General features: G+C 72.1%; 14 protein-coding genes. 2 read left to right on the top strand and 12 right to left on the bottom strand.

Features of this window, described 5'->3' with window-relative positions; translation table 11 throughout:
• Positions 1–4 precede the first annotated feature (4 nt).
• Positions 5–760 carry a (5-formylfuran-3-yl)methyl phosphate synthase gene (locus tag AB0L33_RS03745; protein WP_365677890.1) on the bottom strand — a complete coding sequence of 252 codons (756 nt, stop codon included), beginning with the start codon at positions 758–760 and terminating at the stop codon, positions 5–7.
• Between the two features lie 173 nt (positions 761–933).
• On the opposite strand from AB0L33_RS03745, the gene AB0L33_RS03750 reads away from it, so the two are divergent.
• Positions 934–1221 carry a hypothetical protein gene (locus tag AB0L33_RS03750; RefSeq protein WP_365677496.1) on the top strand — a complete coding sequence of 96 codons (288 nt, stop codon included), beginning with the start codon at positions 934–936 and terminating at the stop codon, positions 1219–1221.
• Positions 1222–1287: 66 nt separating this feature from the next.
• On the opposite strand, the gene AB0L33_RS03755 is transcribed toward AB0L33_RS03750, so the two are convergent.
• Positions 1288–3189: an RICIN domain-containing protein gene (locus AB0L33_RS03755; RefSeq protein ID WP_365677497.1), complete on the bottom strand. Its 1902-nt coding sequence runs from the start codon at positions 3187–3189 to the stop codon at positions 1288–1290.
• Between the two features lie 317 nt (positions 3190–3506).
• Here AB0L33_RS03755 and AB0L33_RS03760 point away from each other — a divergent pair, with 317 nt between their 5' ends.
• Complete coding sequence (locus AB0L33_RS03760) at positions 3507–4070, top strand: TetR/AcrR family transcriptional regulator (protein WP_365677892.1); 564 nt, start codon at positions 3507–3509, stop codon at positions 4068–4070.
• Positions 4071–4083: 13 nt separating this feature from the next.
• Here the strand turns inward: AB0L33_RS03760 and AB0L33_RS03765 are convergent, their stop codons facing one another.
• The 10 genes from AB0L33_RS03765 to AB0L33_RS03810 all read right to left on the bottom strand — a co-directional run bounded on the left by AB0L33_RS03765 (position 4084) and on the right by AB0L33_RS03810 (position 14506).
• The gene (locus tag AB0L33_RS03765; RefSeq protein WP_365677498.1) at positions 4084–4533 is read right to left on the bottom strand and encodes a GNAT family N-acetyltransferase; all 450 of its coding nucleotides are present in this window, start codon (positions 4531–4533) and stop codon (positions 4084–4086) included.
• A gap of 67 nt (positions 4534–4600) precedes the next feature.
• Positions 4601–4996, bottom strand: coding sequence for a hypothetical protein (locus AB0L33_RS03770; RefSeq protein WP_365677499.1), 396 nt, complete (start codon positions 4994–4996; stop codon positions 4601–4603).
• 25 nt (positions 4997–5021) lie between these two features.
• Positions 5022–6413 (bottom strand): phosphomannomutase/phosphoglucomutase, encoded by a 1392-nt coding sequence (locus tag AB0L33_RS03775; RefSeq protein ID WP_365677500.1) that lies wholly within the window; start codon positions 6411–6413, stop codon positions 5022–5024.
• The gene (locus AB0L33_RS03780) at positions 6410–8011 is read right to left on the bottom strand and encodes a glycoside hydrolase family 13 protein (RefSeq protein WP_365677501.1); all 1602 of its coding nucleotides are present in this window, start codon (positions 8009–8011) and stop codon (positions 6410–6412) included. Before AB0L33_RS03780 ends, AB0L33_RS03775 begins: the two co-directional genes overlap by 4 nt.
• Positions 8008–9228 carry a Gfo/Idh/MocA family oxidoreductase gene (locus tag AB0L33_RS03785; RefSeq protein WP_365677502.1) on the bottom strand — a complete coding sequence of 407 codons (1221 nt, stop codon included), beginning with the start codon at positions 9226–9228 and terminating at the stop codon, positions 8008–8010. Before AB0L33_RS03785 ends, AB0L33_RS03780 begins: the two co-directional genes overlap by 4 nt.
• Positions 9225–10304: a glycosidase gene (locus AB0L33_RS03790; RefSeq protein WP_365677503.1), complete on the bottom strand. Its 1080-nt coding sequence runs from the start codon at positions 10302–10304 to the stop codon at positions 9225–9227. Before AB0L33_RS03790 ends, AB0L33_RS03785 begins: the two co-directional genes overlap by 4 nt.
• Before the next feature lie 5 nt (positions 10305–10309).
• On the bottom strand, positions 10310–11167 hold the full coding sequence (locus AB0L33_RS03795) for a carbohydrate ABC transporter permease (protein ID WP_365677504.1): 858 nt from the start codon (positions 11165–11167) through the stop codon (positions 10310–10312).
• A 1-nt stretch (position 11168) separates the two neighbouring features.
• On the bottom strand, positions 11169–12107 hold the full coding sequence (locus AB0L33_RS03800; RefSeq protein WP_365677505.1) for a sugar ABC transporter permease: 939 nt from the start codon (positions 12105–12107) through the stop codon (positions 11169–11171).
• Positions 12104–13396 carry an extracellular solute-binding protein gene (locus tag AB0L33_RS03805; protein WP_365677506.1) on the bottom strand — a complete coding sequence of 431 codons (1293 nt, stop codon included), beginning with the start codon at positions 13394–13396 and terminating at the stop codon, positions 12104–12106. Before AB0L33_RS03805 ends, AB0L33_RS03800 begins: the two co-directional genes overlap by 4 nt.
• Before the next feature lie 90 nt (positions 13397–13486).
• Positions 13487–14506, bottom strand: a complete 1020-nt coding sequence (locus tag AB0L33_RS03810; RefSeq protein ID WP_365677507.1) for a LacI family DNA-binding transcriptional regulator — start codon at positions 14504–14506, stop codon at positions 13487–13489.
• Positions 14507–14655 lie beyond the last annotated feature (149 nt).

A 14655-nucleotide genomic window follows, 5' to 3' on the forward strand; every position in this document is an offset into this window, starting at 1 on the left:
GCGGTCAGCCGGCGAGGGTGACGCCGGCCGCGAACTCGCGGGCGTGCCGGTCCATTTCCGCCCGGAACGCGGCCACCAGATGCGGCTGAATCCTTCCTGCGTTGCGGTCGCCGCCCTCGCAGACCGCACCGCGCACCCCCACGATGTCCGTACCGATGCGGGTCAGCGTGGCGAGGTCCGCCTGTTTGACGCTGCCCGCGAGAGCCGCGAGCAGCCCGGAGGCGTGGGCGAGGCCGACGAACTCGGCGCAGACGTCCGGTGGCACGTGGTCGAAGAGCCGTGAGCCGTCCTTGATGGCCGTGTCCAGCATGGCCGCGTCGGCGCCGGACCTGGCCGCGATGTCGGGCAGCGCGAGCGGGTTGACGCATCCGACGCGGTGGGCGTCGGCGTAGCCCGAGGCGACGACCAGCGCTTCGGGACGGTGGTCCTTCACCGCCCGCACGACCGCCCGCATCACCTCGATTCCCTGGTCGGGGGTTGTGCACCCGTAGAGCCCGACCTTGATGTAGGTGGCACCCGAGACGACGGCCCCCAGCGCCGCCTGGGCCACCGTGCCGGGCTTGTACGGGACATCGCCCACGGTCGCGGAGACCGGCTTGCCGGCCGGGACCGCCTCCCGGATCTCCCTGATGACCCAGGGGAAGTTGGCGCCGAGCGACCCCTCGTCGGGCTTCTTCACATCGACGATGTCGAGATACTCGGCCGCCTTCGCGCAGTCGACGGCTTCCTCGACGCTGTCCGGAGAGATGAGAAGCAACACCATGGGCTCCTTCCGCCGCAGTGGTGCGGATCACCAGGTTGACCTGCGGTGTGCTCATCATTTCCGTCGCCCGCGCGCCCCGGTAGAGCGTGCGGAGCCCCCCGGGAGCACGGCAGCCCACGCGCACTGCGCCGCATGCCCCGGCGCGCGGAGGCACATGGGATCATGCGGGGATGAGCGGAGACCTGGAAGTGAGCGCCCTGGCCGTCAACGTCACCATCCCGGCGGAGCTCCGCTGGACCGACACCCGGCGCGGCACGGAGTTCCAGCTCACCACCCTCAACATCCGGCTCCTCCCCGACGGCCACCTCGCCGCGAAGGCGTACGGGCGTCCGGTGGCGGGCGGACGCGGTGCGTACGTCTCGTTCCCGGTGCCCGACCGGCCCGAACTGGCGGCCCTGGTCGCCGAAGGAGCGAGCCGCGCGGGCACGCTGTGGGCCGCCCACCGCGGTCTCGGCTGAGCCCGGCGGCGTACGCACGGTGCCCCCGCGAGCGGTCCGCTCGCGGGGGCACGCGTCCGAGGCTGCTCAGCCCTCCAGGGCGAACGTCTGCGCCGCCGATCCGTCGCACGGCTGCTGCGAGAGGTGCGCCCCGTTGGCGGTGGATCCGCCGTCCACGGCCAGGCACTTGCCGCTGTTGCGGGCGACGAAGCGGTAGCGGCCGGCCGCGCCGGAGGGCTCCGCCCGCCACTGCTGGTTGCTGCCGCCCACGTACGACCACAGGTGCACCCGGGTGCCGGACGCCGTCGCGCCGGGGCCGCCGTCGACGTCCCACACCTTGCCGTTGTGCCGGTTGACGACCTGGTAGGTGCCGTCACCCGCCGGTCGGAACTGCCAGCCCTGGTTGGCGCCCGTGGTGCAGCTCCACTGCTGGAGCGCGGTCCCGTCGGCGGTGCCCCAGTCGGCGGCGTCCAGGCAGGCACCGCTGTTGGCGTTCCTCACCCGGTACCAGGCGGACGAGTCGATGGAGCCCGCGGGCGGCTCCGTGGTGCCGCCGTCGGTGCCGCTCCACACGAAGGTGGCGACCGCGCCCGCGGGCAGCGTGTAGACCAGCGACCTGCCGTTGTCCGTCAGCGAGAACTTCTGGGCGCTCGTGGCCGAGTTGACCACGTACGCGGCGCGGGTGCCGTCCGCGTTCTGGAAGGCGACGTTCTCCACGCCACCGCTGCCCTGGCTGGTCGAGCCGATGCGGGTGGCCCCGGGCTTGACGAACTTGGCGAGCTGGCCCAGCACGTAGTACTCGGCGTTGCGCGTCACATTGCCGTTCGCGATCTCCACGACGCCGTTGCAGCGGTCCGAGCAACCACCCTGGTGCGGACCGCCGTTCTGGTCCAGAGCCAGGTTCCAGTCGATGACCGTCTCGCCGCCGTTGCGCATGTTCTGTACGACGAGGTTCTCGGCGTGCCACTTGAGGGTGTCGGCGAACGTGGCGGACCGGTCGGCGCTCTCCGTACCGGAGCACTCGGTGAAGAACACCCGCTTCCCGGCGTCGACGACCTGCTGCTGGGCGGACGGGGCGCCGCCGTAGCAGTGGAACGCGGCACCGATCACCCGGCTCATGCCCGGGGTCCCGTTGAACACCTCCAACGGGTAGTTCGGGTGGTCCCAGTTGTGGTCGAAGGCCAGCAGGTTCGTCGGCAGGTTCGCCGCCGTCAGCGTCCGGTCGAGCACCTTGAAGAAGTCCGCCTGCTGGGACGCCGTCATGGTCATCGAGGGGTAACTCGCGGCGAACTCGGGCTCGTTCTGCACGGTGAGGTCGGTCAGCGCGATGCCCTGCTGCCCGTATGCCTTGATCGCCTTGACCAGGTAGTCGGCGTACGCCTGGTAGCTGTCGGTCCTGAGGCTGCCGCCGTTCAGCGCGTTGTTGGTCTTCATCCAGGCGGGCGGCGACCACGGGGTGCCCATGAAGCGGATGGCCGGGTTGACGGCGGTGGCCTGCTTCAGGACCGGGATGATCTCGGCCTTGTCCCGGTCGATGGAGAAGGAGCCCGGGGTGTCCTCGTACGTGTAGAGGCTGCTGTCGGCGTTGAAGTCGCTGCTGCCGAGCGGCTGACGCAGGTAGCTGAGCCCGATGCCGTCGCCGGCCGACGAGAACAGCGAGGCCATCAGCGCGTTCCGCTTGTCCTGCGGCAGGCCCTGGATGAGGTGGGCCGAGGCACCGGTGACCGAAGCGCCCGCCCCGGTGAACCGCTGACCCTTGCTGTTGGCGTCGACGCGGATGTCGACGCTCTGCGGCGTGCCCGTGAAGGCGACGGACCCCTCGGCGGACAGCTTCTTGGCGCCGTCGGGGGTGGTGACCCATACCTGCGCGGTGGGGTCGGCGGCCTGCGCAGCCGTACCGCCGCCGGCCAGGCCGACGGCCGCGACGGCCATCGCCAGGGCCGCGCCTGCGGCGCGCGCCCGTGGGCGCGGGGGAGTGTCGTGGGACATGTGCGGCTCTCCTTCGGTCATGCCTGGGGGAGGACATGGCGCGTCCCTCGGGGACCGTGGCGGGGCGCGGTTCCGTGGACGACGGCGACATGAAAGCACACCCACTAAGTGGTTAGTAAGTAGTCGTACGCGCATTGGTGCCAGGCGGTTCCCCTGCCCTGCCGCCCCCAGGTCAGCGGCCCTGACGCACCCGTTGACCCCTGTTCCCGCCGGTCTAAGCTGTGCCGGTGAGCAACCAGTCAGCAGGCAGGTCCGGCCGGTCGGCGAAGCCCCGCACGCCCAGGAGCCCGGAAGCCCAGCAGCGGCAGCGGGACATCCTGCACATCGCGATGGACACCTTCGCCGCCCGTGGCTACAACAACGCCTCGCTCGCCGAGATCGCCGACCGCGTCGGCCTCACCCAGGCGGGTGTCCTGCACTACTTCCGGTCCAAGGCGCTCCTGCTCACCAGCGTCCTCGAACTGCGCGACCAGTCCGACATCCAGCAGCTGGGCCCGGACCGCCCGCAGGGCCTGGCCTTCCTGCGCCACCTGGTCGACACGGCGGTCCGCAACGCCGAACGCGAGGGCATCGTCCGTCTGTACGCGGTCCTGTCGGCGGAGTCCGTCACCGACGAGCACCCGGCGCAGGACTACTTCCGGGACCGCTACGACGGGCTGCGGGGCTTCGTCGCCGACGCCCTCCGCGAGGCGTGCGGCCTCCCCGACGACGGTTCGGACAAGGTCGAGCACGCGGCCAACGCCGTCATCGCCGTGATGGACGGCCTCCAGGTCCAGTGGCTGCTGGCCCCCGGCGCCGTGGACATGGCCGCCTCGACGGACCTGGTGGTCAACGCCCTGCTCAGGACGCTGGCCCCGGACCGCTTCGGCGCGGACGGCTGAACGGCGCCGCCGGTCACGCCCCGCGCGCGAGGTAGCGCCGGAACCCCTGGGCCCGCGGCTCGAAGCCGCACGCCGCGTAGAACGTGTGCACGTACGCGTCATCGGCGGCCAGCAACTGCACCTTGTAGCAACCGGCTTCCTCCGCGAGGTCCACCATCGCGTCCAGCAGCCGCCGCCCGACGCCCCGGCGGCGCCCGGCTTCGGCGACCACGACGTTCTCCACGAAGAGGATGCCCCGCCCGCCCCGGGTCAGGTTCGGCATGACGATGCTGTCGGCCGTTCCGACGACGGCCCCGCCGGCCTCGGCGACGAGAACGGTGCGCCCTTGCTGTGCCGCGATGTGCTCCCACCCGGCCCGGGCCACCTCCGGCGGCAGGGCCGCGTCGTCGGGGTTCAGCTCCCGGTAGAGGGCGAGCAGCACGGGAAGGTCCCGCTCGACGGCGGTGCGTACGGTGATCTCCATGCGCGCAACCCTGGCACGAGCGCCCCTCGGCGGCACCGTCACCCTGCCGGAAGGCGCCGGGCGGCCGTCACGGTTTCAGCGCGTCGTACGCCCCGTCCCGGAAGGTGAGGACCGTCGGCCGGGTCTCGTCCTCCTCGCGGAAGAAGCCGCCGGGGCCGGGGCTCGCGACGTGCGGGGCCAGCAGGTCCAGGACCGTCACCAGTTCGCCCATGTCGTCGTCCAGCCAGTAGTTGCGGCTGTACAGGCCCCAGCCCCCGTCCTGGAGCCGCAGCGACGCGAAGTCCCCGCCGGGCAGACGGGTGTGCGGGTCCGGGCTGAGCAGCGGATACGCGTACTCGTCCTCGCCGTAGCCCTGCGGTGGCTCCTCGGTCAGGCCGAGGTGCCACCGCAGGGCGTCCAGTACCGGCGCGGGCGTGCTCTCGCGGAGGTAGCAGGTGAAGACGACTTCGTAGTGCAGGCTCATGGCCCGCATTGTGCCCGGCGGGTACTCAGCCCTCGCGCACCGTCGCCAGCACCTCGTCCCGGACCGCGCGCATCAGCTCCTCCGTGCGGGCCTCCACGTTGAGCCGCAGCAGCGGTTCCGTGTTGGACGGGCGGAGGTTGAACCACCAGTCCGCGCCGCTGACCGTGAGCCCGTCCAGCGTGTCGGCCGTGACTCCGGGGCGGGACTCCCACCCCGCGCGGACCGCCGCCGTACGGGCGGCCTGGTCGCTGACCGTGGAGTTGATCTCGCCGGACGCGGCGTACCGCTCGAAGCGGCTGGTCAGCGCGGAGAGCGGGCCGTCCTGGCCGCCGAGCGCGGCGAGGACGTGGAGCGCGGCCAGCATGCCCGTATCCGCGTTCCAGAAGTCGCGGAAATAGTAGTGCGCGGAGTGCTCACCGCCGAACACGGCGCCGGTACGGGCCATTTCGGCCTTGATGAACGAGTGACCGACCCGGGTGCGGACCGGTGTGCCGCCCGCCGCGCGGATGACCTCGGGCACCGCGCGCGAGGTGATCAGATTGTGGATGACCGTCGCGCCCGGGTGCCGTGCCAGCTCGCGCGAGGCGACCAGGGCCGTGATCGCCGACGGCGAGACCGGGTCGCCGTTCTCGTCGACGACGAAGCAGCGGTCCGCGTCGCCGTCGAAGGCGAGCCCGAGATCGGCGCCCTCGGCGCGCACCCGCGCCTGGAGGTCCACGATGTTCGCCGGCTCCAGCGGGTTGGCCTCGTGGTTCGGGAACGTGCCGTCCAGCTCGAAGTACATCTCCACCACCGTCAGCGGCAGCCCTGCGAGCACCGTCGGGACGGTGTGGCCGCCCATGCCGTTGCCCGCGTCCACCACCACCTTCAGCGGGCGGATCGCGGACAGGTCCACCAGGGAGTGCAGATACGCGGCGTACCCGGCCAGGGTGTCCCGCCCGGTGACGGCACCCGCGCGGGCGGCCGGGGCCGGCGCCCCGTCGTCCGTCCACCGCTCGACCAGAGCACGGATCTCCGCGAGGCCGGTGTCCTGGCCCACCGGCTCCGCACCTGCCCGGCACAGCTTGATGCCGTTGTAGCGGGCCGGGTTGTGCGAGGCGGTGAACATCGCCCCGGCCAGCCCCAGCGAGCCCGACGCGTAGTACAGCTGGTCCGTCGAGCACAGCCCGATCTCCGTGACGTCGGCGCCCTGCGCGATGGCGCCGCGCGCGAACGCCCGGGCGAGACCGGGGGAGGAGGGCCGCATGTCGTGTCCCGTCACGATCGCGTCCGCACCGGTGACCCGGACGAACGCGGCGCCGAACAGCTCCGCCGTCGTCTCGTCCCACTGGTCCGGCACCACACCGCGTACGTCGTACGCCTTGACGAGCCCCGACAGGTCGGTCCGGGGCGTCGGGTCGGTCACGGGCGTCGTCATCGGGTGTCTCCAGGTGCGGAACGGTCGGTACGGGAGGAGGGCGGGGCGAGGAACCACACGGCGGTGTCGGGCGGCAGCGCGTCCCCGTCGAGCGGTGCACTGCTGAGCAGCGGGCGGCCGGGCGTACGCACCGGCTCGTCGCCCAGATTGACGGCGCACGCCAACTCGCCGCGCCGGAAAGCCAGAACGGTCGCGCCGGGCTCCGAGAGCCAGACGGGCGGCGCCGCCGGGTCCGGGGCAGGATGGGCGCGGCGCAGCCGGAGCGCCGCCCGGTACAGGGCGAGCGTCGAGCCGGGGTCCGTCTCCTGCGCGGCGACGGTGAGACCGGCCCAGTCCGCGGGCTGCGGCAGCCAGGTCGCCCCGGCGTCAGCCGTGGTGAAGCCGTACGGCGCCCGCGCGCCGGACCACGGCAGCGGCACCCGTGCCCCGTCGCGCCCGCGCTCGGTGCGGCCGGAACGCTCCCACAGCGGGTCGAGGATGCGGTCGACGGGCACCTCGGCCTGGGGAAGACCCAGCTCCTCGCCCTGGTAGAGGTACGCGGAGCCCGGCAGCGCCAGCATCAGCAGGGCGGCGGCGCGGGCCCGCGCGAGCGAGCCGTACCGGGTGACCGGCCGCACCGCGTCATGGCTGGAGAGCAGCCAGGTGACGGCCGCGCCCGGCACCCCGAACGAGTCGTCGATGACGCGGCGCAGCTCCGCCGGGTCCCACGCCGCCTCCAGGAACGCGAAGTTGAACGCCTGGTGCATCTCGTCGGGCCGGATGTAGCGGGCCAGCCGCGCCGGGTCGAAGACGGCCGACTCCGCGACCATCACCCGGTCGTGCGGTGCCACCGCCCCCGGCGGTGCCGGATGGGTGTCGAGCAGCGCCCGCCACTCGCGGTACAGCGGGTGCAGCTCCTCCTGGTCGTAGTACGGCATCAGGTGGTTGCGCAGCGGGTCGGTGTGCTGCCCGGGCCCGGCGTCCGGCAGGCCCTCCGCCTTGAACAGGGCGTGGGCCACGTCCACCCGGAAGCCGTCCACGCCCCGGTCGAGCCAGTACCGCAGGACGTCCGTGAAGGCGTCGCGCACCTTCGGGTTGCGCCAGTTCAGATCGGGCTGCTCGGACGCGTGCAGATGGCAGTACCACTCGCCGTCCGCGACCCGCGTCCAGGCGGGCCCGCCGAACGCCGACTGCCAGTCGTTCGGGGGTAGTTCGCCCGCCGCGCCCCGGCCCGCCCGGAACAGGTACATCTCCCGCTCCGCCGATCCCGGGCCCGCCGCCAGCGCGTCCAGGAACCACGGGTGGCGGTCCGACGTGTGGTTCGGGACGAGGTCCACGATGAGCTTGAGACCCAGCTCGTGGGCGCGGGCGGTCAGCCGTCCCGCGTCCGCGTCCGTCCCCAGGTCCGGGGCGACACCGGTGTAGTCGGAGATGTCGTAGCCGCCGTCGGCCAGCGGGGACGGGTAGAACGGGGTGCACCACACGGCGTCCGCGCCCAGGTCCCGGATGTGTTCCAGGCGCGCGGTCAGACCCGCCAGGTCGCCCGTTCCGTCGCCGTCCGAGTCGGCGAAGGCCCGGGGGTACACCTCGTAGCAGACCATGTCCTGCCACCAGCTCATGCGGGGACTCCTTCGGAGAGCGCCGGACCGGGGGACAGGACGTGCTGCTCGGCGCCGGTCGCGGCGGCGACCGTGGCCGCCTCGGCGACCGCGACCGCCGCGAAACCGCTGACCGGACCGGCCACCGTGGGCGCGCCCGTCCGGGCCGCCCGCACCAGGTCGGCCATCGCGGCGCGCACGCTCTGCGCGTACACATACGGCTTGCGCGGCTCGCCGCCGAGGTCGAGGACGGCGGTCACCCGGTGCGGCACGGTCCGCTCCTCGCCCCGGCCCCGGGCCGGGGCGGCGGACCCGGCGTTCCGCTCCACGCGCACGGTGATCCGCTCACCGCCGCCGGGCCGGAACCCCTCGACGGCCAGCAGGTCGTCCCGCAGCCCCGGCAGCTCCTCCCAGGCACGGGCGCCCTCCTCGTCCACCCAGGCCGTGATCTCCGCGTGCACGGGAATCCAGCCGCTGATCCGCGTCTCCGCGAAGCCGTGGTCCAGGCGCATCAGCTGCCGCTCGGCGCGATGGGCGTGCGTGAAGGAGTGCAGGTGCGAGGCGAGCACACCCCCGGGGTGCACCACATCGGCGCTGACCATGTCGACCGGCCCGCCGGGGCGGCCGACCGCGGTGGCCCGCACACTCAGCGGATCGCTGCCGAGGAGGGCCCGGGCGGCGTCGAAGAAGTGGACGCCGTGCTCGATGAAGATGCCGCCGCTGTGCGCCGGGTCCCAGAACCAGTGGCCGGGGCCCAGGTCCTCGTCCGACGCGTCGTTCTCGAACAGGAACCGGCGCGGCGGCGCGAGCAGCCCCCGCCCGGTCAGCCGCTCCACCGCCCGCAGCAGCGGGTTGTAGCGCAGCACATGGTCCACGACCAGGACGCGCCCGGCGAGCCGCGCCTCGCGGACGACCGCCGACGCGTCCTCGGTCGTGGTGGCGAGAGGCTTCTCGCAGAACACGTGGCGCCCCGCCCGCAGCGCGGCCGTGGCCATCGCGGCATGGGTGGCCGGCGGGGTGGCGATCAGCACGGCCGCCACGTCGTCCCGCCGAAGGAGCTCGTCCAGCGAACCCAGCGCCGGGACGCCGTGCCGCTCGCCGAGCAGCCGGGCCCGCTCCCGCGAGGGGTCGGCGACCGCCGCGAGCCGCAGGCCGGGCAGCCCGGCGATCGCGTCCAGGACGAATTCCGCGAATCCGCCGCAGCCGGCCAGGCCGATGCCCAGGGCGCCGTCGGTCATGCCGTGCGCTCCAGGAGGGCCACGCCGATGTGCGCGTCGGCCATGCCGTAGAACACGTACAGCTCGCCGTCGATCTCCTCGATCGCCGTGGGGAAGACGACGTTCGGGACGGTGCCCGAGCGCTCCTCCTCGGTCTCCGGCGCCATCAGCGGCTGGTCGGAGCGGGCGAGGACGCGGGATGGGTCGGCCGGGTCGAGGATCATCGCGCCGGCCGCGTACGACACGTCCTGGTTCTGGGCCCACGGGTCCTCGATGGAGCCCGACACGCCGTGGTGGATGAGCAGCCAGCCCTCGGGCACCCGGATCGGGGCGGGGCCGCCGCCGATCTTCAGGGACTCCCACGGGAACTCGGACAGGGCCAGCAGGCGGTGGTCGCGGGGCCGGGTCAGCGCGGTGATGTCGGCCTCCACCTCGGCGGCCGGCACGTAGCTGATCCAGATGCCGGGCCGCTCGTCGGTGACACCGGCGGGCAGGTGGACGCCCTCGCCCGGGCGGAACCAGCCCAGGTCCCACATCGGGCGGTGCAGCATCGCGTACGCCGGCTCGCCGTCCGGGCCCGGGACCGGCTCGGGGAAGTGGACGACGTCCTTGTTCGGGAAGAGGTTGAGGTCGGTGTCCAGGTCCGGCTGGTAGGCGAACTGGATCGGACCGAGACGGGTCCAGTCGGTGAGGTTCTCGGACACGGCGAGCGCCGGCTTCGGGCCGAGGGGGCCGTAGGCCACGTAGCTCATGACGTGCTTGCCGAGCGACGGGATCCAGGTGATGCGCGGGTCCTCGACCCCGGCGTTGTTCTTGCCGCGCTCCCAGCCCTCGTCGGGGGAGAGGACGGTGCCGCGGCGCTCGACGCCGTTCGGCACGCCCGCCTCGTCGAAGGTCACCTCGGCGAGGCCGACGCGGGAGACGTTGCCCTCGGCGACCAGGCGCGGCAGCAGGTGCAGGGTGCCGTCCGGGGTGCGGCCGGAGGCGGGGTTCAGGACACCCTCGACCTCGTTCGCCTCACCGGCCAGCGGGGACATGACCACACCCTTGCGCACCATGCGGTAGGGGATGTGGGTGGCGGTGGTGGTGTTGCTCATGGCGATCAGCCCTTTACTCCGGAATCGATGTCGGTAGAGGTGAAGTGGCGCTGGAACAGGAGGAACAGGACCACCGCGGGGAGGGCCAGCACACAGGCGCCGGCCAGCAGGGCACCGGCCGGGTTGGCCACCGTGCCCTGAAGGTTGGAGAGGAAGCTCGCGAGCGAGACGGCCAGCGGCTGCATGTCCGCGTTCTTGGTCACGAGGAACGGCCACAGGAACTCGTTCCACGGACCGATGAACGTCAGCAGCAGCGCGGTCAGCACGGCCGGCCGGGCCATCGGCAGCGCGATCCTCCACAGGATGCGCAGTTCGCTCGCGCCGTCGATGCGGGCCGCCTCGAAGAGCGACTGCGGCATCTGCGCGAAGAACTGGCGGAACAGGAACACGGCCGTCGAGTTGATCGCGAACGGCAGGATCATGCCCAGGTAGTTGTCGCCGAGCCCGTAGTCGCGGACGACGAGCACGTACAGCGGCAGCGTCAGCAGCTGGAACGGGATCATCTGCACGAGCAGGAGGGCCGCGAAGACCGCCCCCTTGCCCCGGAAGCGCAGCTGTGCCAGCGCGTACCCGGCGAGCACCCCGAACACCAGCGTGCAGATCAGCACCCCGATGGTCATGATCCCCGAGTTGAGCAGGGACCGGCCCAGCGAGATCGCGCCGTTGACCGCCGCGTAGTTGTCGCCGGTCAGCCCCGACGGGACCGCCGCCGACAGGTCACCGACCGTCTGCCCGCGCAGCGAGCCGACGATCATGTAGTAGAAGGGGAAGAGGAAGGCGACGGCGCCGAGCGACAGCAGCACGTAGCGGACGGCGCTCCCGGCGGAGAACCGGCGGGTGGGCTTCGGGTTGGTGGCGCTCATGTCAGTCGCCCCTCTCGGTGAGCTTGCGGGCGGCGATCGACACGACCATCACGAAGGCGACGAGAACGACGCCCAGAGCGGCCGCGAAGTCGGGATGCCCCTGCTCGATGCCCTTCTGGTACATGAGCAGGACGGGTGAGGTCGACGCGTGGTCGGGGCCACCGCCGCCGGTCAGCAGGTACGGCTCGCTGAACAGGTTGGCGCCGGTGATGATCGCGTAGATCACGACGAGCGTCGTCGCCGGCCTCACGCCCGGCACCGTCACCGAGAAGAACTGCCGCACCTTGCCCGCGCCGTCCATGGCGGACGCCTCGTACAGCTCCTTGCCGACGTTCTGCAGGGACGCCAGGTACAGCATCACGAAGAAGCCGAGCTGCTTCCAGGTCACGAACACGGCGATCATCGGCATCGCGAGATGCGAGTTGACCAGCCACGACGGATCCGGGGCGTGCGAGCCGAGCAGGTGGTTGACGAACCCGTCCGAGCCGAAGAGGAACTGCCATACGGCCACCAGGGCCACGCTCGCCGTCACGTACGGCACGTAGAACGCGGCGCGGAAGAACGCACGCCCCCGGATCTTCGCGTTCAGCGCGCTCGCCAGCACCAGCGAGAGGCCCACCGTCAGCGGCACGTTGATCACGAGGAAGATCAGGATGTTGAGGAACGCCTGCCCGACGACCGGGTCGGTGAAGACGTCCCGGTAGTTCGACAGACCCACCCACGGCGAGTCGATGTCCGTGCCCGGCGCGGTGAAGTAGAAGCGGTGGAAGGAGATCCACACCGTGTAGACCAGCGGGACCGCGAAGACCACCACGACGAACAGCACGTACGGCGACACGAACAGCGCGCCGGCCCGCGACAGACCACGCCGCGCCCTGCCGCGCGGGGCGGCTCCACTCGTGCGCACGGCGCCGGGCGCCGCGTCCAGGTTCACGCTCATGACGGGTCCCCGTACTCGTTCAGCAGGTCGGTGATCTCGGACGACGCCTTGCGCAGCCCCGCGTCCGTGGACTCGCGGCCGAACACGACCGACTTCGTCCACTCGTCGCGGAACGCCTGCCAGATGTCGATGGAGCCCGGCACGTTCGGCACCTCGACGACGCGCTGGGCCTGGTCGGCGAACGCCTTGTACGTCGGGTTCTTCGCGAAGTAGCCGGGGTACTTCGCCGTCAGGTCCTCGCGCATCGGCATCTGGCCGGTGGTCTCCAGGAACTTCCCGTCCTGCGCGGCGGAGCTCGCGAACTTCAGCACGTCCCAGGCGGTGGCCCGGTTCTTGCAGGCGCTGAACATCGCGGCGGACTTCTCGTCGCTGAACGAGTGCTTGCCGCTCCCGCCGTCGGCGGTCGGCACCGGCACCACACCGATGTCCACACTGTCCTTGTACGCGGCCACCGCCCACGGGCCCACGGTCGCCATGGCGGCCTTGCCGTCGTTCAGCGAGTCGCCCGGATACTGCTCCTGGGGCGCCAGCTTCTCCGCGTACAGCGTGCGCCAGAACGCCGCGACCTGTCGGCCCGCCGCCGAGTCGAACTGCGGCTTGCCGTCCTCGATCAGCTGCTTTCCGCCGCTCTGCGCGGCGAACGCCGGATAGAAGTCGTACCAGGGCTGGAAGAAGTCACTGCTCGGCGAAGGCCATATCGCGGCCTTCGCGGCGCCGCTGTGCACGAGCGTCCGGGAGGTCTCGAGGAATTCCTCGTACGTGGCCAGCTTCGGGTGCTCGGGATCGAGACCGGCCTTCGCGAACAGCTTCTTGTTGTAGAGGATCATGACCGGGTTGCTCTTCCACGGCAGCTGGTAGAACTTGCCGTCGGTGGAGCGGTACTGGTCGGTGAGGGAGCCGCCGCGACCGGTGATGTACTTCTCGCCGTCCGGGAAGTCACTGAGGGGGACGAGGCCGTTCTGCTTCTGGAAGGTCGGCACCGCCGCCGGGGAGGTGTTGAAGGCGAGACAGGCCGTCGTCCCCGCGATGATCGAGGCGCTGATGGCCTCCTCCGAGGTCTTGCCGGCCGGGATCTGCTGCGCGGTGACGTGCTGGTCGGGATGGGCCTCGTTCCACGCGGCGACCATCGCCCTGCCCCACTGCACCTCCTGCGCGTTGTTGGAAAGCCAGACCGTGATCGGGCCGCGCGCCGTAGCGGCGGTGGCCGGATCGGGAGCCGACCGGCCGCAGGCCGTCGCCGTGCCCGCGAGAGCGAGCACGAGCAGCGCGTACGCCGTTCTCCTCAGCATGATTGATCTCCGAACTGTTCACGTGCGGCCTCGTCGCCGCACGGAATTCCCGGTCGGCGCGAGCACGACCGGTCGATTGCCCCCGTTGCGTCACTGGCGGGGCGCGGGCCCCATCGACGCACGGGGCACGAACTGCGCCGGTGCCAGCCGCACATGGTCGGCGGCTCCCTCGGCGACGACCGCGTCGAGCGCGCGGGCCGCCGCCTCGCCCCAGCCCCGGGCATCCGCCCGTGCGGAGGCGAGCGGCGGGAAGCTGTACCGGGTCAGGGGAGCGTCGTCGTAGCCGACCAGCGACAGCTGGTCGGGCACCCGGACACCCAGCTCCTGGGCGACCGAGAGCCCGGCCATCGCGGCGAGGTCGTTGCCGTAGACGATCGCGGTCGGCGGCTCGGCCGACGCCAGCAGCTGCCTGGTCGCCTGCGCGCCGCCCTCGGGCGTGAACCCGCCGGGCAGCACGGGCCCTTCGGGCAGGCCGAGCGTGCGCAGGGTCTGCTCCCACGCGGTCCGGCGCCGGTGGGCGTGCAGCAGCTCCTGCGGTCCTTCGACGTGGGCGATGCGCCGGTGACCCAGCTCGGCCAGGTGGCGGACGGCGGCCGTGTACGCCGGTTCGTCGTCCAGGCTCACTGCCGTCAGGCCGTCACCCCACTCGGGCTGGCCGACCACGACGGCCGGCAGACCGAGCTCCCGCAGCAGCGCGGGGCGCGGATCCTCGCGCCGCAGGTCGGTGAGGAGGACCCCGTCCACCTGCTGCTCCGAGGCGAGGCGCCGGTAGACGCCCTGCTCGTTCTCCGGGGCGGTGATGTGGATCATCAGCCCGTCGCCGCGCTCCCCGATCACCGCCTCGACCCCGGCGATGAAGGCCGGGAAGAAGGGGTCGGCCCCGACCTGCTCCGCGTCGCGGGCCAGGACGAGCCCGAAGGCACCGGCCTTGCCCAGCGAGAGGGCCCGGGCCTGCCGGCTGGGGGTCCAGCCGAGCTCCCGGCTCGCCGCGAGGATCCGCAGCTTCGTCTCCTCGGCGACACCGGGCCGGTCGTTCAGAGCGAAGGAGACCGTGGCGCGTGAAACACCGGCCCGCCGGGCGACATCCGCGATGGTGGGCTTGCGTGCCATGGGCCTGGACTTTCTTGCCGGCGGGCCGAAGACGGGTGTCTTCAAACCGGTTTGACTGCTCGAACGAGGACAACCAAACCGGTTTGGAAGGAGGGCGTCAAGAGGTGGGAGCCTGTGATGCCCGTCACCGGGGAGGGGTGGGGCGGCCG

The sequence above is a fragment of the Streptomyces sp. NPDC052299 genome (genome assembly GCF_040679335.1).
GTDB lineage: Bacteria > Actinomycetota > Actinomycetes > Streptomycetales > Streptomycetaceae > Streptomyces.